The sequence below is a fragment of the Paenarthrobacter sp. NPDC089988 genome (assembly GCF_044748465.1).
Taxonomy (GTDB): domain Bacteria; phylum Actinomycetota; class Actinomycetes; order Actinomycetales; family Micrococcaceae; genus Arthrobacter.
Genome location: NZ_JBIVGD010000002.1, coordinates 304,508 through 324,578 on the forward strand (window position 1 = coordinate 304,508; position 20,071 = coordinate 324,578).

Here is a 20,071-nt window from a genome sequence, read left to right on the forward strand (position 1 = left end):
AAAGCATGGTTGACGCCGACGGTTCGCTGGAACAACGAATCCTCGGTGGCTTGGATGAAGAACAGCGGGAAGTAGCCAGCACCCTGACTGGGCCCCTGTGCGTCCTTGCCGGTGCGGGCACGGGCAAGACGCGGGCCATTACGCACCGGATCGCTTATGGGGTGCTCTCGGGGGTGTACTCCCCGCAAAGGCTGCTGGCCGTTACCTTTACTGCACGGGCGGCAGCCGAGATGCGGAGCAGGCTCCGTGATCTCGGCGTTCCCAATGTCCAGGCACGGACCTTCCACGCTGCGGCCCTGCGGCAGCTGCAGTTTTTCTGGCCGCAGGCGATCGGCGGAACCTTGCCTAACCTTTTGGACCACAAAGCCACCATGATCGCAGAGGCCTCGCGCAGGCTTCGGCTCAGCACGGACCGTGCTTCCATCCGGGACCTTGCCGCAGAGATTGAATGGGCCAAGGTTTCCATGCTGACCCCGGCGAACTACCTCGAGAACGCAAGGGACAGGGGCACCCCCGGCGGTTTCGACCTGACGGCCGTTTCACGGGTGTTCCAGGCTTACGAGGACATCAAGACGGACCGCAACGTCATCGATTTTGAAGATGTGCTGCTCATTACCGTGGGCATCCTGCAAGAGGATCCGAAGGTGGCGGCCACCGTCCGGGAACAATACCGGCATTTCGTGGTGGATGAGTACCAGGACGTCTCGCCGCTCCAACAGCGGCTCCTGGATCTTTGGCTGGGCGGCCGGGACGAGCTGTGCGTGGTGGGTGATGCCAGCCAGACCATCTATTCGTTCACGGGAGCTTCCCCGAAGCATCTCCTCGGGTTCAAGGCGCAGTATCCCCAAGCCACAGTGGTTAAGCTCGTCCGCGATTACCGTTCAACGCCCCAGGTGGTGAAACTGGCCAACGACCTCCTCGGTTCCAGGCGCAGCGGCGGGCCGGTGGCAGATGCCGCGTGGGCCTCGCCGCTCAAGCTTGTGGCGCAGCGGCCTTCCGGACCCGAGCCCCGTTTCCTTGAATGTCCGGACGACGAGGCCGAAGCTGCAGTGGTTGCCGGCAAGATCCAGGAATTGCTGGATGCTGGTGTCAAGGCAAGCGAGATTGCCATCCTCTTCCGCACCAACGGCCAGTCGGAAGCCTACGAGCAGGCCTTGGCATCGGCCGGCATCGGGTACCAGCTCCGTGGCGGAGAGAGGTTCTTCGCCCGGAAGGAGGTCCGCGATGCCATCCTTCAGTTGCGGGCTGCTACCCGGGCCGTTCAGGAAGGAACGCCGGAACCCCTGGGCCAGCTTGTCAGGGACATCATCGCCTCCCTCGGTTATGCGGACACAGCCCCGCATAGCGGTGGAGCCCTCCGGGAGCGCTGGGAATCGTTGGCTGCCTTGGTGGCACTGGCTGACGAACTTGCTGTCAGCCGGGGGGAGTCCTTCAGCTTGGCGGAGTTCGTCAATGAGCTGCAGGAGCGCTCCGTTGCCCAGCATGCTCCCACTGTCCAAGGAGTCACGCTTGCCTCCCTCCACGCCGCGAAGGGCCTGGAATGGGACGCCGTCTTCCTGGTTGGGCTCAGCGAAGGACTCATGCCCATATCCTTCGCGGATTCTCCCGAAGACGTGGATGAGGAACGCCGGCTGCTGTATGTCGGAATCACCCGGGCACGGGAACACCTCAACCTGTCGTGGTCGGCGGCCCGGACACCCGGTGGCCGCGCCAACCGCAAGCCATCACGGTTCCTTGACGGCCTTCGCCCCGATTCTGTCGCATCGGCGAACGCAAGGAGCCGCGCGGGTGCGCCGCGGCGCAAAGCCGCCGCACCGGCGTCGTGCCGTGTCTGCGGGAGCATGCTCGCAACGGGAGCCGAACGCAAAGTGGGGCGCTGCAACCAATGTCCCCCCAGCTATCAGGAACAGACCTTCGAAGCGCTGCGCCAGTGGCGTCGCGAGGAGGCCCAGTCGGCCGACGTGCCCGCCTACGTGGTCTTCACGGACGCAACATTGACGGCCATAGCCGAGGCACGGCCTGAAACCCTGGAGCAGTTGGCGGGACTCGCCGGAGTGGGACCGTCGAAGCTGGAGCGCTATGGGGAAGCCGTGTTGGAGGTACTCACTGAAAGCGCAGAGCTCTGATGGCGGAGGAGATTCCCCTTCGCACCGATGACGGCGCTCCCGTCATAGTCCGCCGTTCCGCGCGCCGTCGGCGCACGGTGGCAGCTTTTTGGGAGGACGGCAATGCCGTCGTGGCCATCCCGGCCAGTTTCACCAAGGCGCAGGAACGCGAATGGGTTCGCCGGATGTTGGCCAAGCTCAAAGCCAAGGGTGAACGCCGGGGGCGCGGCGACGGGAGAAGGCGTCCGTCGTCCGACTCCGCTTTGGCGCAGCACGCTGCCTTGTTGTCCCGCACCTACCTTGGCGGCCGCGCTGTTCCGACGTCGGTCCGCTGGGTGACCAACCAGAACTCACGCTGGGGTTCGGCTACTCCGTCCGAGGGCACCATCCGGCTTTCGCACAAGCTGCAGCCCATGCCCCAATGGGTTGTTGACTATGTACTGCTGCATGAACTGGCGCATCTCCTGGTGGCCGGGCACAACGCCGCGTTTTGGCGTCTGCTGGAGGCCTACCCGGATACGGAGAGGGCGAAGGCGTTCCTCGAAGGCGTGAGCTTTGCCACCTCCCGCGGCTTGGGCGAAGGCCCCGCCTCGGTGGACGCAGACGAAGATTAAGCAGCAGTGGCCGCCCGGTTTTCCGCGGCGGCCACTGTCAGGCGCTATTTGGAGGGCGATTCAGGTTCTCCCTCATCAGGGCCGGACCCACCTGAAGGTTCGTCGGACGGCGAGTCACTGCCCGCTTCTTCCGCAGAGTCGTATCCACCGCTCAGGAGCTTCTGCAGAGCATCGTCCACTTCGCTGTCGCTCGCTTCCGCCAGACGGCGGCGTTCCGAGAAACCCTTGGGGTCGTCCAGGTCCTCGCCCGTTGGCAGGAGGTCCGGGTGGTGCCAAATGGCGTCCCGTCCCGCAATCCCGCGTTCTTCCTTGAGCGTGGCCCACAGCGTCGCAGCGTCACGGAGCCGGCGGGGCCTCAGTTCCAGGCCTACCAGGGAAGAGAACGCGTGTTCCGCAGGTCCGCCGGTAGCGCGCCGGCGCCGCACCATCTCGCGCAATGCAGTGGCGGACGGCAACAACTTCTCGGTGGCTTCCGCGGTGAGCTCGTCAACCCAGCCTTCCACCAGTGCCAGCGCCGTTTCGAGCTTTTCGAGGGCGGCCGTCTGGACCGGGGTGCGTTCGGGCGTGAAGACACCCTGGGACAGGGCTTCCTGGATACCCTCGGGGTTGCTGGGGTCAAGGTCCCGGGCCAGGTCCTCGATCCGGGACATATCGATGTGGATACCGCGGGCGTAGGCTTCGATGGCCCCCAGCAGATGTCCACGGAGCCAGGGAACCTGGACGAACAACCGGGCGTGGGCGGCTTCGCGGACGGCAAGGAACAGCCGGACATCGTTCTCGGGCAGGCTGAGTCCTTCGCCGAACTTCGCAACGTTGGCAGGCAGCAAGGCCATCTCCAGGTCGGCGAGGGGAACTCCGATGTCCGTTGAGCTGACCACTTCGGCGGAGAGGGCTCCGATCGCCTGGCCCAGCTGCATGCCGAAGATGGCGCCGCCCATGTTTTGCAACATGGACGAGGCACCGCCCATCATGGATTTCATTTCCTCCGGCAGTTGCTGGCTGAGGGCGCCGGAGAGGGCGTTGGCAATGCTGTTGGCCACGGGTTCGGTCAGGCGCTTCCAGGTACCCAACGTTGCCTCGACCCATTCGGCGCGGGACCAGGCCCGGCCGATCAGGCCGGTTGAGGGGAGGTCCGTCACGGGGTCCAGCCAGAGTTCCGCCAGCCGGAGGGCCTCGTCGATCTCGCGCTTTTGCGTGGAGTTCACGGAGGGGTCGCTGCCCGCGGCGGCGACGCGCCGGGCGTTCTCGTGGGCCAGTTGCCAGTTGACGGGTCCTTCGGAGGTGGAACTCATCATGGCCTGCACCTGGGCGAACATCTGCTGCAACAGTTGCGGATCGTTGGGCAGTCCGGCCGCTTTGGCGAGTTCGGCGGGATCGATGTTGCCCATTCCCTGGCCGCCCATCAGGTTCTGCAGCATTTCTGCCAGAGGGTCCTTGGGGTTGTCATCGTCGTTTGACGGGTTGTTGGGGTTGGTAGACATGGTGCCGCCGATCGTCGAACTGGCTGGTGATCACTTTCACCGTACCGCGCAGGGGAGGGGCTGTCTGCCTGCGGGCGGCGTAGTTCGCTGTAGGCAAAGCAGCCCTGCAAGGTCCGGACCGCGTAGTGTGGATGCTTGGTATGTTCCCTGTGCCGCTGCCGGCGGCAGGAGCGAAACTGCCGTCACGCAGTGCCGGCTGAGAGAGGCCTCAATGCTTACTTCGCCCAGTCCCGAGGGCTCGGTTGACCCGCGTCAAACGCCCGACGCCGATCCCTCCTCCGCGCCTGCGTCACCGCCGGGCAGCAGCCGGTACATGATCATGATCGTGTCCGGACTCCTTGCCTTGGGACTCGGTGTGGGAGCCGCTGCCTTGCCTGTTCCCTATGTGGTGGAGTCTGCAGGCCCCACCTTCAACACCTTGGGCCAGGACGGCGACAAGCCGGTCATCACCATCTCGGGACGCGAGTCCTTCCCGGCGAAGGGCAATCTGGACCTCACCACCGTGGTGATGACGGGAGGCCCGAAGAGCCCGGCCACCATCTTTGACGTCTTCCGTGCCTGGCTGGACAAATCGAAGGCAATCTACCCCGAGGAACTGATTTATCCCAAGGGAACAACTGCGGAGCAGACCGTCCAACAAGGCGAGATCGCCATGGAGACCTCCCAGGAAAACGCCGTTGCCGCGGCTCTGCGCGAGCTGGACATCCCGTTCGAACAACGTCTTACCGTCGCGGGTCTTTCCGATGCTTCACCATCCGCCGGCAAAATCCAGGACGGGGACCGGTTGGTCTCCATCAACGGCAAGCCGATCACATCCATGAGCGTCATCCAGGCGGAGTTGTCAGCGGGAGCCGGCGCTCCGGCAACGATCGTGCTTGAACGGAACGGTTCCGCTATCACGGAAACCGTGACGCCAACCAAGAACTCCAACGACCGATACGTGCTGGGGGTCCTTCTTTCCAGTGATTTCACCTTCCCGTTCGATGTGAAAATCTCGCTGGAGAACGTTGGCGGACCGAGTGCCGGGATGATGTTTGCTCTCGGGATTGTGGACAGCCTGACGCCCGGGGACATGACCGGAGGCAAGCACGTGGCCGGAACGGGAACCATCACTGCGGACGGGGCCGTGGGGGCCATCGGCGGGATCGCGCAGAAAATGATCGGTGCCCGGGACCACGGAGCCACCATGTTCCTTGCCCCTGCAGCGAATTGCGCAGACGTGGTTGGACATGTACCCGACGGTCTCCAAGTGGTCAAGGTGGAGACCTTGGCTGATGCCACCACTGCCGTGGAACGGCTCGGCGCGGGCAAGGACACGTCAAGCCTTCCCACCTGCACAAACAACTAGACTGGCGGTGGAACTTAGCTCCACCGCCACTCGTGGCATATATGACGGCTCTGCCTGCACCCAGCGGTGGAAGCTGTTGAAACACACGCACACCGACTATTAACTGACGACCACCAATGAGGTACAGAGTTTGTCCCGTCCCGCCAGCTCCAGCCCGCCCGGAAGATCGCCGCTGAGACGAGGTGCCCTGACTCCGACGCTGATCGTCGTTGCCGTGGCGGTCGTCGGTTTCATATTCTTCGCCAACGTGTGGACAGATGTCCTGTGGTACCAGCAGTTGGGCTTCTTCGAGGTTTATATCCGCGAGAACCTTGCACGGATCCTGACGTTCCTGGTTGGCTTCGCCATGATGTTCGCGGCCGTCTTCTTCGCCATCCGGATCGCCTACCGCTCACGCCCGGTCTATGCCCCGGACGCGGAGTCGCGCGACAACCTCAACCGGTACCAGGCACAGCTCGAGCCGGTACGACGCGTGGTCATGATCGGCCTGCCCATCCTCTTCGGCCTTTTTGCCGGGAGCGCCGCAGCGAGCCAATGGCAGAAAGTCCTCCTGTTCTTCAACCAGGAACCGTTTGGCCAAACTGACCCGCTGTTCAACATGGACATCAGCTTCTACCTCATGTCCCTGCCCTTCCTGGGCTTCATCACCGGATTCCTCATCAGCATCGCGGTGGTTGCCGGGATCGCCGGCATCCTGACGCACTACCTCTACGGCAGCATCCGCCTCATGGAGCGGGGAATCTTCACCAGCCGGGCTGCACAGATCCACATCGCCGTCACGGGCGCCTTCTTCCTGTTGCTGCTCGGCGTCAACTTCTGGCTGGACCGTTACACGACGGTCCAGAGCGCTTCGGGACGCTGGGCCGGTGCGCTCTACACCGATGTCAACGCAGTTGTTCCCACCAAGGCGATCCTCGCAGTGGCCGCCGGCCTCGTAGCCATCCTGTTCATCGTGGCAGCGGTCATCGGCCGCTGGCGTCTCCCGGTCATCGGAACAGCCATGCTGATCATCACGGCCATCCTTGCTGGCGGCGTCTACCCATGGGTCATCCAGCAGTTCCAGGTACGCCCGTCTGAAAACACGCTTGAACGGGAATTCATTGGCCGCAACATCAACATGACCCGGGCTGCCTATGGCTTGGACAAGATTGATGTGTCTGCGTACAACGCCACCACCACCGCGACGAGCGGTGCTTTGGCGAAGGACGCGCAGACTGCCGCCAACATCCGTCTCCTGGACCCGAACCTGATCTCGTCGGCGTTCTCCCAGCTTGAGCAGTACCGCCCTTACTACCAGTTCCCGCAGACGCTCAACGTAGACCGCTACACGATCGACGGTAAGGTGCAGGACACTGTCATCGCTGTTCGCGAACTGAACCCGGATGGCCTCAGCGCCAACCAGCAAACCTGGGTCAACCGGCACATTGTCTACACGCACGGTTACGGCGTGGTGGCCGCAAAGGGCAACAAGTTCACCGCTGACGGCAAGCCGGATTTCCTCCAATCGGGAATCCCTTCCAGTGGTGTCCTGGGTAACGACTCCAGCTACCAGCCGCGGATCTACTTCGGTGAAAACTCGCCGGAATACTCAATCGTGGGTGCTCCGGAAGGTGCTCCACACCGTGAGCAGGACCGTCCGGCCGGCAGGGAAGGCAGCGGTGAAACCCAGTACACCTTCACCGGCAACGGCGGGCCGAACGTCGGAAATTGGCTCAACAGGATCCTCTACTCCATCAAGTTCCAGTCTTCGGACTTGCTGCTGTCCGACGGCGTCAATGAGAAGTCGCAGATCCTGTATGACCGCAACCCCCGCGACCGCGTCGAGAAGCTGGCGCCGTACCTCACCGTGGATGGAAATGCCTATCCTGCCGTAGTTGACGGACGCGTCAAGTGGATCGTTGACGGCTACACCACCAGCCAGTACTTCCCGTACTCGCAGCCGCAGCAGCTCCAGAACGCTACTGCCGACTCGCAGACGAGCGCCGGACGCACCGTTACCCTGCCCAACAGCTCGGTCAACTACATCCGCAACTCGGTCAAGGCCACTGTGGATGCCTATGACGGCTCCGTAACGCTCTACGCATGGGACGACCAAGACCCCATCCTCAAGGCTTGGCAGAAAGTCTTCCCCACCTCGTTGAAGCCGTTCACCGAGATGTCCGGTGATCTTATGAGCCACGTCCGCTACCCGGAAGACCTCTTCAAGGTCCAGCGTGAACTGCTGGGACGCTACCACGTCACCGATGCGGACAGCTTCTACCAGAACAACGATGCTTGGAGCGTTCCGAACGATCCCACAGTGTCGGAAGCAGTTAAGCAGCCGCCGTTCTACATGTCCTTGCAGATGCCGGACCAGGAAAAGCCTGCTTTCCAGCTGACGTCCTCCTTCATTCCGCAGACGGTCAACGGCAGTGCCAGGAACATCCTGTATGGATTCCTGGCTGCTGATTCCGATGCCGGCAACGTCAAGGGGGTCAAGGCTGACAGTTATGGCAAGCTTCGGCTTCTCCAGTTGCCCACTGACACGCAGGTCCCGGGTCCAGGCCAGGCGCAAAACAAGTTCAACTCCGATCCCACAGTGTCGCAGGCCCTGAACCTGCTGCGGCAGGGTGCTTCGGATGTCTTGAACGGCAACCTGCTGACCCTGCCTGTTGGTGGCGGCTTGCTGTACGTGCAGCCGGTCTACCTGAAGTCGACCGGTGAGACCTCCTACCCAACACTGCAGCGCGTCCTGGTGGCCTTCGGTGACAAGATCGGCTTTGCGCCGACGTTGGACGAAGCCCTCGACCAGTTGTTTGGAGGGAACTCCGGTGCCACAGCCGGCGACTCGGACAACAACGGCCAGACCCCGACCACTCCGCCGGGAACAACCACGCCGCCTGAAGGCAGCACTGATGCCAAGGCCGACCTCAAGGCAGCCCTGGATGAGGCCAACAAGGCAATCGTTGATGGCCAGGCCGCCCTCGCCAAGGGCGACTTTGCGGGCTATGGAGATCAGCAGAACAAGCTGTCTGCAGCCCTCAAGAAGGCCCTTGACGCTGAAACCCGGCTCGGTGTGACGCCCGCGCCGACGGCTACCCCCAGCGCCACTCCAAGTGCGACGCCGTCTCCCTCGCCGAGCAACTAGCCCGGCAGCGATTCGCTGAGGCAGGTGCCCGTTTCACTGAGGCTGGTGCCCGTTCCTTCCAGGAACGGGCACCTGCTGCGTATGGGGAGATGCACATCACGTCGCCAGGATTTGGTCTCCCATTCACCGGACGGTAATGTTGTTCTTGCGACGCGGGGTGGAGCAGTTCGGTAGCTCGCTGGGCTCATAACCCAGAGGTCACAGGTTCAAATCCTGTCCCCGCAACTGGAGAAAAGTCCGGATCGGCACACGCTGATCCGGACTTTTTGTTTGCCTGGAGAATGCTCCTCGAGCATCGTCGTGCTGAACGACAGTAAAAGTGATCTGCGGCACGATGGTGCCGAAGTGGTCAAAACCGCAGACTCCATAGGGTAAAGTTGATGGAGCGACGCGGGGTGGAGCAGTTCGGTAGCTCGCTGGGCTCATAACCCAGAGGTCACAGGTTCAAATCCTGTCCCCGCAACTGGGAAAGGCCCGGATCAGTATGTACTGGTCCGGGCCTTTGTTTTATCCGCGCAGCCGTGGTGCCGGCATCATGTTCCCGCCGGTACCCGTGCATGTCACGCCAGGAAGGTCCGCATGGTCAAAGAAGACTACTACGACGCACCCGAACCCCAGGTTCTGCAGAGGGACAGCCCCGTGGCCGTATACCAGCAGGTAGCGGACGTTTTGACAGATCAAGTGAGTCGGCTGGAACCCGGTTCACGCATCCCCACCGAAGAGTCGTTGATGGACCAGTACGGGATCAGTCGGACCACCGTACGGAAGGCCATTGAAACCTTGGTGGCAAAGGGCCTGTTGGTCCGCCGCCAGGGTAAGGGAACCTTCGTCATGGCCCAGCGGCCCGTGCGGATGCTGAACCGCCTGGCACCCTTCATGGAGACGTTCACTGCTGCCGGAATGAAGACGGTCAAAGGCTTGATCGAATACAAGTGGATGGAAAAGGACCGGACGGTTCCAGCCAAGCTCGTATCCGAGGACAACCTGGTACTGGTTATTCGCCGCTCGTACTCCAGCGCCGGATGGCCCTATGCGATCGCAGAGATTTTCATTCCTTCCCACATTGGCCGCCACATCAGCCTCGCCGATGCGGAGAAGAACTCCATCTACCAGGTGATCCAGGACAGGACCCTGAAGCCGCTCCAGCGGGCCGAAATTACCGTGACCATGCATGCTCCACCCGAGCACCTGGCCGATGCCCTCAACGTGCGGGGCTTCCCCTTGGTGCCGCGCCTTGAGCGGACCACGTTGGGGCCTGATGGCGAAGTCCTGGAATGCACCGTGACCTACTTCCATCCCAAGGGGTTTGAGATCCGGGCTGAAGTTGCCACGGAAGCAAGCCCCGGGACGGACAGCGCTGGAGTGCCCGCGAGCTAGGCACAGGCGGACGGACGCAGGCAGCCCAAGCCTTTAAACGGCGAATGGCCGGGTCCAGCAGAACCCGGCCATTCGCATGGGACTTGCGGACTTAGAGCTTGTCGAAGTCCGCCTCGTCGATGGTGGCACCGGAGGCAGCAGGGGCCCCGGCACCGAGCGCAGGCTTGCTGCCACCGGACTTGAGCGCTGCCAGGCGGGCTTCGATTTCCGTCTGCTCACCCAGGTCTTCGAGCTGGTTGAACTGGGCGTCGAGGCTTGAAGCCGCCAGTTCCTGCTGTCCAAGGACCTTGGCTTCTTCCCGGCGGATCTTCTCTTCGAAACGGCCAACCTCGCTGGTGGGGTCCATGATGTCGATGCTCTTGAGGGCATCGTGCACCTGGGACTGGGCAGCAGCGGTCTTGGAGCGGGCCACAAGCTCGTTGCGCTTGGCTGTGAGTTGGTTGAGCTTGTTCTTCATTTGGTCGAGGCCGCTCTTGAGCTTGTCCACAACCTCGGTCTGGGAAGCGATGCTCGGTTCGGCCGCCTTGGCCTCGGATTCGGCCGTCATCTGGCGCTGGATGGCAACCTTCGCCAGGTTGTCGAACTTCTGTGCGTCTGCCGCGTCGCCGGCCGCACGGTACTCATCGGCTTTCCGGGATGCCGCGAGAGCTTTGTTGCCCCAGTCCTGGGCGTTCTTGACGTCCTCGTTGTAATCGGCCTGCAGCATGCGCAGGTTGCCGATGGTCTGGGCAACGGCTGACTCGGCCTCGGCAATGTTGTTCGTGTAGTCGCGGACCATCTGGTCCAGCATCTTCTGCGGGTCCTCGGCCTGGTCAAGCAAAGAGTTGATGTTTGCCTTGGCCAGTTGTGCGATCCGACCGAAAATGGACTGCTTAACCATGGTGTTGCCTTTCGTCCTGCTCAGTGGAGCCCACTGAAATCAGTGATCAGTTGTTGTACCGCTTCTACATGGGGTGGAAACCCCACCTAGTTTGTGCTGGCCGGAACCAGTGTGGTGCCTAGAAGCTGCCGGAGTCGCCGCCGCCGAAGTCTCCGCCGCCACCGCCCCAGTCGCCTCCGCCGCCTGAGTCGCCGCCGAAGAAGCCGCCGCCTCCACCGCCGTCGCTGTGGCCTCCGCCCCAGCCGCCGTGGCCGCCGTTGAGGATGGAGTTGATGAGGATGCCGCCAAGGATGGCGCCGCCGAGGCCTCCGCCTCCGCCGCCTCCACCAAACATGCCGCCCCGGCCGTAGCCTTGGTCGGCGTAGCCAAAGTGGTCAACGTCAGCCTGTGCCAGTTGAGCCGCCTGCGCCGCGAGCGAGTGTGCCTGCTGGGCGTAGGTCAGGGCAGTCACAGGATCGTTGCGTGAGATCGACAAAGCGTAATCGAGGTTCCGTTGGGCTTCTGCCAGGCGGGTCCTCGCTTCGGTGCCCACCCCTCCGCGGCGTGCAGTGATGTAGTCCGAGGTGGCACTGATCTGTGCTTGCGCTGCCATGATGGTCTGCTGCAGGGATGCCTGGGCACGACGTGCCTGCTCTTCCTGGTCCCGAATGCCGGAGAGCGATTGGTCCAACGCCTGGTGTGCTGTCTCCACGCGGTTCAGTGTTGCCAGGGGATCGATCCTGCCGCCTTGAATTTCCGTCTTGACCTGAGCCAAGGCCGCCTCGACGCCGGCTACCGGTCCGGCAAGTTCCGGGTGCTGGCCGGACTGGATCATGGCCCGCGCCTGCGCCAGGTCCTGGCTCGTTTCGGCAACGGCGCTCTCCAAGGTCGTGCGGGCCTCGTCCAGGCTTCCTGCGGTCTTGGAAATGGCGTCGATCAGCACGTTGGTCTGGTGCAGGCTCTCCTCTGCGGCGCGAACCGCAACGGCGGCCAGGCTGTTCTCGCCCGAGCCAAGCTTCTCCTGTGCTGTTGCGGCTGCGTTGTTCACGAAGGCCAGGCGTTCCTTGGCCTGCATGATGTTGTCCGAGACCTGCGCGACGGCCGAGTCGGCGTATTTGGCGCGGAGCGTCTCCAATGACTGTTCCGCAGTCGCGATTTTTGCGTCTGCCTCACGGGCGCCGGCGGTGACCGCGGCCAGGGCCTGCGGTGCATTCTTTTCCAGTTCGCGCAGCGAATCGAAATCGGACTTCTGGTCCCGCAGTGACGCCAGGGCGGCTTCGGAGCGGCGGATGATTTCGCCGAGCCAGCTGCGCTGTTGTTCTTCGGTGTCCGGAATGTGGTCATCGAGTTGCTGCTGCAGCTTGAAGGACTCAGTCATGTGGCCCTTGGCTTCCTGCAGGGCCTTGGTGAAGTTGCCGATCGCGGCGTCGCCGTACTGCGCCTGCGCAAAGCCCAGTTCCTGTTCGCTGGACTTGATGGCGTCGTCCGCTTCGATGAGCAGCGAGCCGCTCCGCTGCCGGAGTTCCGGGATGCTGAGGCCGGCCAGGGGATCGAGCTGTTCGCCCTGCGGTCCGTAACTGGCGCTGGAGGCCTGCCCGGACTTCTTCCGCCGGTTGCGCAGGTACAGGTAGGTGCCTACGCCACCGGCCGCAACGACGCCGACACCCACCAGGACGCCTACGCCTGCGTTGCCGCTCGGTACGGTTCCGCTGCCTCCGCCGGCCGCGTCACCAATGGCTGCCGCGGTGTCGATGGCAGCCTGTGCATAGTCCTTCTTGCCCGCCCCAAGGTTCGCCGCGATAGCGTTCTGGGTGATGTTCGTCCGCTTGGAGTAGATGGAACTCGCGGAGTTCGGGGCGAAGTAGTACTGACCGGCCGTCGAGATGGCCAGGATGACGTCCGCGGGGCCCATCTGCTTCTTCGCAGCCACGGCTTGACCCCACTCCGCTGGGGATGACGGGTTCTCGAAAGAGTTCACCGTCACCACATAGAGGTTGTACTTGTGGTCCTTCAACGTCTTCTGGATGGCGTCCTGGACTTCGCCCTTCCGGCTGCCGAGGACGTTGGCATCATCGACGATGTTTTGGCCCGATGGTATGGTGACCGGATCAGCGGCCCATGCCGCGCCGGCCGGGAGGGCCAGCACTCCAGCCACGCCAATCACGGCGAGTACACGTTTCACTATTGACCGCATGTGCAACCCTTCAGCACGTCTGCGACTGGAACAAGGCGAACCAATCGTCACAGAATGCTCAGCGCCCCCACGCATGGTGTGTAAAGCCGCAGGTCGCTGTGGCAATTCCTCTTGATTCTATGGTGCACCTGATACCCCGTCCACCGGGGTGAATATGCCACCAGCGAAATGAAGGAGAAAGCCCGAAGGATCGCGCGTTAAAGCAGGATTCCAGGTTCCAGCGACGTGTACCACCCAACCCATCCACGCTTTCAGGAAGCTCCCAGCGAACGTCCGAAATTGTTCCAGTAAATAGGGCCATAGTTAGGGGAGACGAGAACGAAAGGAAATCCCATGACGGAGAACCCAGCACAGGGCGCCGCTTCGGAAAACCGCGAGCCGAACGAGCCGCGCGATCCTGCCGCCAGCACTTCGGATGCAACTCCCACACAGCAGCAGCCTGCCTGGAACTCCGATCAGCGGACGGGGTCCCATCCCACCACGCCGATGCCGGCATTCCAGCCGCCTGCCGCTGCGAAGGCCGAGGCTCCGGAACAGAACCCCAACGGCGGCCAGGACGCCAACCGTAACCATAATGCGGCGTCCGGGGAGCCGACTGCGTCCCACCCCCATACGAGTGCGCACCAGGCTCAGAAGCAGCCGCCCTATGCAGGCCACATGTACCAAGGGGGCGGTCAGCGCCCGGACTATCCACAGCACCATCCGTTCTACGGTTCCGGTCAAAACCCAGGAACGCCCGGGCAGTCCCAAGGCGGCCAGGCTCCGGGCACCCAGGGCCAAGCGCATTTCAACAGCGTCCCAGGTGGGCCTTACGGAGCCCCGCAGGGACAGGGCATGCATCAGGCTCCCGGCCAGCACACAGCGGTTGCCACCAAGCGCAAGCCCGTCTTCGGCGTGGGCACTCTGGTTGCCAGCATCCTCGCGGCAGGCCTGGTGGGCGGCGGCGTGGTGGCCGGCAGCAACATGCTGTGGGATCAACCAACTACCACGTCTTCGAGCAGTGGACAGCCCAGCACGGTCATCGTCAATAACAAGGACGACGTGAACGCCATTACGGCGGCCGCTGCGAAAGCGTCGCCCAGCGTGGTGACCATCAAGGCCACCAGCGGCAACGAAGGTGGCACGGGCTCCGGCATCATCATTGACGACCAAGGCCACATCCTGACCAACACCCACGTGGTCACGCTGGACGGCGCCACGTCCAATGCAGCCATCGAGGTCCGTACCAGCGACGGCAAGGTCCTCAAAGCGACAGTGGTGGGCACGGACCCCCTGTCCGACCTCGCTGTCATCAAGGTCTCGGATGCGTCGGGACTGGTTCCTGCCACCCTGGGCGACTCTTCCAAAGTCAACGTGGGGGACACCGCAGTGGCCATCGGCGCGCCGCTCGGCCTGACGGGAACAGTGACGGACGGCATCGTTTCCACCCTGAACAGGACCATCAGCGTGGCGTCTTCCGCGGCGCCCAAGGACGGTTCGGACAACTCCCAGGGCGATGACCAGGGCTTCCAGTTCGCACCTCCGGGAGGCGGCCAGAGCCAGAGCACCAGCAACGAGGGTTCGATTTCCATCAACGTCATCCAGACTGATGCCGCGATCAACCCCGGCAACTCCGGTGGTGCCTTGGTGAACAGCAAGGGTGAAATCATCGGCGTCAACGTGGCCATTGCTTCGGCTGGCAGCAGCTCCGCCACTTCGTCCAGCGGCAACATCGGTGTTGGCTTCAGCATTCCGATCAACCACGCCAAGAGGGTGGCCCAGGAGATCATTGATTCGGGCAAGGCCAGCCACGGCCAGTTCGGCGTCTCGGTCCGGGCCAAGTCCTCGACGGGCAGCGACTCGGGCTTCTCGGTTGGCGCCGAAGTTGCTTCGGTGACAAGTGGTTCCGCGGCCGCCAAGGCAGGCATCAAAGTCGGCGATGTGATCACGAAGTTCGGCGACTACACCATCAGCGATCCCAACCAATTGACCGCCGCCGTGCGTGAGCAGTCGGCAGGGGCAAAGGTGAAAGTCACCATCGTCCGGAACGGACAGTCGCAGGATGTCGACGTCACCCTGGATGCAGCCCAGCAGTAACGGGCACCGGCGGAATCAGCCGCACCGTAAGAAAGAACCATCGACGACGGGCCGCACCTGGGAGGCGCGGCCCGTCGTCGTGCTTTACCGGCAAGTGCGCTTCCCCAAGGCGACGAAACAGGCGTTAACGCCGCCATGGAATTTTGCGGGCAATATGCTTAGCTAGGGGAAGCCCACGTGTTGGGCAATTTCACGGCCACGCTTTGAAGGTTGGCCGTCCACAAGCATGGAAGGCTGCTTCGAAGACAGTGGAAGACACATTGAAGATTGTGGTCCTGGTCAAGCACGTCCCGGACGCGCAGTTCGACCGGCACATCACCGGACCAGGCAACACCACCGATCGTGACGAGAGCATCTTGTCCGAACTTGACGAGTACGCCCTGGAGGCAGCGCTGCAGCTGGCCGAAGAGCGCGGCGGCGCGAAGGCGGGCAACGAGGTCATTGCCTTGAGCATGGGCCCGTCCGGTGCAGTGAATGCCGTGAAGAAGTCGCTTCAAATCGGTGCTTTCTCCGGCGTCCACCTGAGCGACGAGGCCTTGGCGGGCTCCGACGCGGCAGCCACTTCGCTGGCACTTGCCGCCGCCATCCGCCATCTCTCCGCGGATGGCCGGCCCGTTGACCTGGTTCTCACCGGGATGGCTTCCACGGACGGCGAGACGTCGCTGGTTCCGGCGCAGCTCGCTGAACGCTTGTCCCTGCCCCAGGTGACATTCGCCTCCAGCCTGGAGGTGAACGGCCGCACCGTGGTGGCCCGCCGCGATACCGGGATCCACTCGGAGACCATCGAGGCGCAGCTGCCCGCAGTGGTGTCCGTGACCGACCAGATCAACGAGCCGCGGTACCCCAACTTCAAGGGCATCCTGGCCGCCAAGAAGAAGAAGATCGCTTCCCTGTCCCTCGCGGACATCGGCGTTGAGGCCTCGCAGGTGGGCGCCGCTGGTTCCTGGACCGTGGTGGAATCGGCTGAGGTACGTCCGCCGCGGAGCGCCGGAACCATCATCACCGACGAAGGCGACGCCGGCATCAAGCTGGTCGACTTCCTGGCCGCACAGAAGCTGCTCTAAAGGGGACACCACAACCATGGCAAACGCACTTGTATTCATTGACAACCCCGGGGCTGCGCTCAAGAAGAGCAGCCTGGAGCTCCTGACCCTTGCCCGGAAACTGGGGGAGACCGCCGTCGCCATCAACGGTGGCGTGACCGACGACGTCGCCGCCTCCCTGGGTGCCTACGGCGTCACCACGATCTTCCTGCCGTCGTCGGACGACCTTGGCGATTACCTTGCCGGTCCCAAGGCCGCCTACCTGGCTGCGGCAGTGGGAGCCTCCGGTGCCACCGCCGTGCTGCTTGAGAACTCGCCCGAGGCCAAGGAAATCGCCGGCCGTCTCGGCATCAAGCTCAGCGCGGGCGTCATCACGGACGTTGTGGACGTGGAAGCGGACGGCACGGCGCACAAGTCGGTTTTGGCAGGCTCTTACACCACCACGGCCAAGGCGACCACGCCGGTGTCCGTGTACTCGGTGAAGGCGAACACGATTGAACCCGAGCCGGCTGCCGCTGCTGCAGCGCCCGCCACGGCCACGGTGGAGGTACCTGACGACGCTGCCGCCGGTTCTGCGCGGATCTCGTCGCGGTCGGACAAGCCTGTCAGCGGACGCCCCGAACTGAGCGAAGCCCGCATCGTGGTGGCCGGTGGCCGAGGTGTGGATGGCGACTTCGGTCCTGTCGAAGAGTTGGCTGACGCACTCGGCGCCGCGGTGGGTGCTTCCCGAGCGGCGACGGATGCCGGATGGATCGGCCACGACGCGCAGGTTGGACAGACTGGTGTGACGGTCTCGCCGCAGCTCTATATTTCGGCGGGCATTTCCGGCGCCATCCAGCAAAAGGCCGGCATGCAGACGTCCAAGGTCATTGTTGCCGTCAACAAGGACGCCGAGTCTCCCGTGTTCGAGATAGCGGACTTTGGCATTATTGGCGACCTCTTCAAGGTCCTGCCGCAGGCTACGGCCGAGATCAAGAAGCGGAAAGGCTGATCCTTTGACTTCTGGCGTTTCGTCAGCGAAGAGCCCGTTCAATACCTCCACGGAGCGTGTTGAGCGGGTGCTTTGTTTTACTGCCCATCCGGACGACATCGACTTTGGAGCGGCGGGCACCATCGCAGCCTGGACGGCTGCGGGAGTCCAGGTCAGCTACTGCATCATGACCGACGGCGACGCCGGTGGATTCGATCCGGTGGACCGGGAAAGGATCATCGAGCTCCGGGCCGAAGAACAGCAGCGTGCTGCCGCGCTGGTGGGCGTGCATGACATTCACTACCTCCACGAACGTGACGGCTACCTTGAACCCACCCACAAGGTCGTCAAGCAAGTGGTCAAGCTGATCCGGGAAATCCGTCCGGACATTGTGCTGACCATGCATCCGGAAAGGAATTGGGACCGGATCCAGAAGAGTCACCCGGACCACCTTGCGGCGGGGGAGGCCGTGACCCGCGCCGTGTACCCGGCCGTGGAGAATCCCTTCGCCTACCCCGAACTCGCAGAGGCAGGACTCGAGGCTTTCAAGCTGCCTTGGCTGTGGTTTATCTCCAGCCCGGAGGCCCTCGAGAACCATGCCGTGGACATCACGGAACACGTTGATGCCAAGCTGGACGCCATCAGGATCCATGCGAGCCAGCACCCGGACATCGAGGGGATGGAACGCGTGGTCCGTGGGAACCTGCTGGCCAACGGCCAACTCGCCGGGCTGCCGGAAGGGCGGTGTGCTGAGCGCTTCCACGTAGTGGCGATCAACGGTTCCAGCACCATCGCAGGCTTCTAATATTGCCCTCATGTAACCCCTGCCATATGCTTGACCTCGGTTAAATCATATTTATTTGAGGAAGGCAGACTTTGATGGCGAAGACTGCACAGCAGCCGGTCCTTGTGATCATGGGAGTTTCCGGCTCGGGAAAATCAACCGTTGCCGGCGTCCTGGCAGGGAAGCTCGGATGGGACCTTGCCGAAGGTGACGATCTCCACCCCGAAGCAAACGTAGCCAAAATGCACTCCGGACAGGCGCTCACGGACGAGGACCGTTGGCCCTGGCTCGAGATCATCGCCGCATGGATCCGGAAGCGCACGGAAAGCGGAACGCCGGCGATCATTACGTGCTCGGCCCTGAAGAAGAAGTACCGCGACGTGCTTCGCGGACAAGGCGTCGTGTTTGTGTTCCTGCAGGGCAGCAAGGACAAGATCTCGGACCGTCTGGCCTCCCGGCACGGCCATTTCATGCCGCCTTCGCTCCTGGAGTCCCAGTTTGAGGCGCTTGAAGAGCCCACCGAGGAGGAGAACTACATCTCCCTGTGTGTCTCGGCGTCTCCCGCTGAGGAAGCGGAAGAAGTGATCGAACGGCTGGGGCTTCTGCCCGCCGCCGTCGAGGGCAACGAAACGACTGCCTTGTGATTGCGCTGAAGACGGCAGCGCTGGTGCCCGCAGAGGTCCAGGGCTGGACCGGCCACGACACGCAACTCCTGGTGGTGGCCGCCCTTGGAATCGCGCTGATCGTTGTCCTGATCGCGAAACTGAAACTGCATCCTTTCCTGGCCCTGGTGCTGGGTTCGGCCTTCGTTGGCCTGGCCTCCGGCGTTGAGCTCGGAAAGGTCATCACCAACTTCGAAGACGGCGTGGGCGGGGTCCTCAAGGAAGTGGGGCTCCTGATCGCCTTGGGCGCGATGCTCGGCAAGCTCCTGGCCGACTCCGGGGGAGCGAACCGCGTGGTGGATACGCTCATCGCCAAGGCGAGCGGCAACAAGCTGGTCTGGATGATCACCTTGGTTGCGGTCATCATCGGCTTGCCCATGTTCTTCGAGATCGGCTTGGTTCTGCTCCTCCCGGTGATCGTGCTGGTGACGCAGCGTTCCAAGATGAAGCTGATGCGCATCGCCATCCCTGCCTTGGCCGGCTTGTCGGTGCTGCATGGACTGGTGCCGCCGCACCCGGGGCCCCTTATCGCGATCAGTGCCGTGAAAGCAGAATTGGGGACGACCCTGGCCTTGGGCATCCTGGTGGCTATCCCCACCGTGATCATTTGTGGTCCGTTGTTCTCCCGGTTGGCTGCCCGATGGGTACCTGTCGACGCTCCGGCTGTAGCCGGCGGCATCGACACCCAGCACAGTGCCGACCTCAGCGATGTGAAACGCCAGCCATCGTTCCTCGTGACGCTGCTGACCATCATCTTCCCCGTGGTACTCATGCTCCTGAAGGCGCTGGGCGGCATCATGTGGCCGGATGCTGCCACTGCTCCGGCCATCAGGATCTTCTTCGACTTCGTGGGGCAGCCCCTTGTTGCCATGACGCTGGCCGTGCTGGCGGCAATCGTCACCTTCGGGTACGCAGTAGGTTTCACAGGCAGCAAGATCACCGCCAAGCTTGGAGACAGCCTGGGACCGATCGCGGCCATCCTCCTGATCGTGGGCGCCGGTGGCGGTTTCAAGCAGACCCTGATCGGCGCGGGCGTGGGCGACGCCGTCAAGAAATGGGCCGAAGGCGCCAATATGTCCGTGTTGGTCCTGGGCTTCATCGTCGCCGTGGCGCTCCGCCTCGCCACAGGATCAGCGACGGTGGCTACCGTGACCGCTGCAGGAATCGTAGCGCCCCTGGCAGGCAGCCTCAGTCCTACGCACGCGGCCTTGCTGGCGTTGGCGATCGGTGCCGGCTCACTGTTCCTGTCCCACGTGAATGACGCCGGCTTCTGGCTGGTCAAGGAACTCTTCGGCCTGACGGTAGGTCAAACCTTCAAGACCTGGTCCGTGATGGAGACCCTGATCTCCGTTGTGGGTTTCGGCTTCGTGATGCTGTTGTCGCTCGTTTTGTAGCGACGCCCTTTCGCAACGCGAAGTACGACGGCGGCCG

The 20,071-nt window shown here is 63.1% G+C and carries 14 protein-coding genes and 2 tRNA genes; 13 read left to right on the plus strand and 3 right to left on the minus strand.

Features of this window, described 5'->3' with window-relative positions; translation table 11 throughout:
* Positions 1-5: 5 nt before the first annotated feature.
* Entirely contained in the window at positions 6-2,126 is a 2,121-nt protein-coding gene (locus ACIPV6_RS04730) for an ATP-dependent DNA helicase UvrD2 (protein ID WP_400269861.1), read from the plus strand.
* The gene (locus ACIPV6_RS04735) at positions 2,126-2,719 is read left to right on the plus strand and encodes a M48 family metallopeptidase (RefSeq protein WP_400269759.1); all 594 of its coding nucleotides are present in this window, start codon (positions 2,126-2,128) and stop codon (positions 2,717-2,719) included. Before ACIPV6_RS04730 ends, ACIPV6_RS04735 begins: the two co-directional genes overlap by 1 nt.
* Before the next feature lie 44 nt (positions 2,720-2,763).
* On the opposite strand, the gene ACIPV6_RS04740 is transcribed toward ACIPV6_RS04735, so the two are convergent.
* On the minus strand, positions 2,764-4,200 hold the full coding sequence (locus ACIPV6_RS04740; RefSeq protein ID WP_400269760.1) for a zinc-dependent metalloprotease: 1,437 nt from the start codon (positions 4,198-4,200) through the stop codon (positions 2,764-2,766).
* A 211-nt stretch (positions 4,201-4,411) separates the two neighbouring features.
* On the opposite strand from ACIPV6_RS04740, the gene ACIPV6_RS04745 reads away from it, so the two are divergent.
* From ACIPV6_RS04745 to ACIPV6_RS04765, 5 genes are all read left to right on the plus strand, one after another.
* Entirely contained in the window at positions 4,412-5,548 is a 1,137-nt protein-coding gene (locus ACIPV6_RS04745) for a PDZ domain-containing protein (RefSeq protein ID WP_400269761.1), read from the plus strand.
* Positions 5,549-5,678: 130 nt separating this feature from the next.
* Entirely contained in the window at positions 5,679-8,675 is a 2,997-nt protein-coding gene (locus ACIPV6_RS04750) for a UPF0182 family protein (protein WP_400269762.1), read from the plus strand.
* A gap of 151 nt (positions 8,676-8,826) precedes the next feature.
* A tRNA-Met gene (locus ACIPV6_RS04755) sits at positions 8,827-8,900 on the plus strand.
* A gap of 164 nt (positions 8,901-9,064) precedes the next feature.
* Positions 9,065-9,138 (plus strand) — tRNA-Met (locus ACIPV6_RS04760).
* A 116-nt stretch (positions 9,139-9,254) separates the two neighbouring features.
* Positions 9,255-10,052, plus strand: coding sequence for a GntR family transcriptional regulator (locus tag ACIPV6_RS04765; protein WP_400269763.1), 798 nt, complete (start codon positions 9,255-9,257; stop codon positions 10,050-10,052).
* A 91-nt stretch (positions 10,053-10,143) separates the two neighbouring features.
* Here ACIPV6_RS04765 and ACIPV6_RS04770 read toward each other — a convergent pair whose 3' ends face one another.
* A complete protein-coding gene (locus tag ACIPV6_RS04770) occupies positions 10,144-10,932 on the minus strand; it encodes a PspA/IM30 family protein (RefSeq protein WP_400269764.1) in 789 nt (262 codons plus the stop codon).
* A gap of 118 nt (positions 10,933-11,050) precedes the next feature.
* The gene (locus ACIPV6_RS04775; RefSeq protein WP_400269765.1) at positions 11,051-13,105 is read right to left on the minus strand and encodes a TPM domain-containing protein; all 2,055 of its coding nucleotides are present in this window, start codon (positions 13,103-13,105) and stop codon (positions 11,051-11,053) included.
* A 486-nt stretch (positions 13,106-13,591) separates the two neighbouring features.
* Between ACIPV6_RS04775 and ACIPV6_RS04780 the strand changes: the two genes are divergently transcribed.
* The 6 genes from ACIPV6_RS04780 to ACIPV6_RS04805 all read left to right on the plus strand — a co-directional run bounded on the left by ACIPV6_RS04780 (position 13,592) and on the right by ACIPV6_RS04805 (position 20,034).
* Complete coding sequence (locus tag ACIPV6_RS04780) at positions 13,592-15,181, plus strand: S1C family serine protease (RefSeq protein WP_400269862.1); 1,590 nt, start codon at positions 13,592-13,594, stop codon at positions 15,179-15,181.
* A gap of 248 nt (positions 15,182-15,429) precedes the next feature.
* A complete protein-coding gene (locus ACIPV6_RS04785) occupies positions 15,430-16,245 on the plus strand; it encodes an electron transfer flavoprotein subunit beta/FixA family protein (protein ID WP_400269766.1) in 816 nt (271 codons plus the stop codon).
* Between the two features lie 16 nt (positions 16,246-16,261).
* The gene (locus tag ACIPV6_RS04790; protein WP_400269767.1) at positions 16,262-17,215 is read left to right on the plus strand and encodes an electron transfer flavoprotein subunit alpha/FixB family protein; all 954 of its coding nucleotides are present in this window, start codon (positions 16,262-16,264) and stop codon (positions 17,213-17,215) included.
* Between the two features lie 4 nt (positions 17,216-17,219).
* The gene (locus ACIPV6_RS04795) at positions 17,220-17,999 is read left to right on the plus strand and encodes a PIG-L deacetylase family protein (protein WP_400269768.1); all 780 of its coding nucleotides are present in this window, start codon (positions 17,220-17,222) and stop codon (positions 17,997-17,999) included.
* A gap of 74 nt (positions 18,000-18,073) precedes the next feature.
* Entirely contained in the window at positions 18,074-18,622 is a 549-nt protein-coding gene (locus tag ACIPV6_RS04800; protein ID WP_400269769.1) for a gluconokinase, read from the plus strand.
* A complete protein-coding gene (locus tag ACIPV6_RS04805) occupies positions 18,619-20,034 on the plus strand; it encodes a gluconate:H+ symporter (RefSeq protein WP_400269770.1) in 1,416 nt (471 codons plus the stop codon). The genes ACIPV6_RS04800 and ACIPV6_RS04805 overlap by 4 nt, the downstream gene beginning before the upstream one ends.
* Positions 20,035-20,071 lie beyond the last annotated feature (37 nt).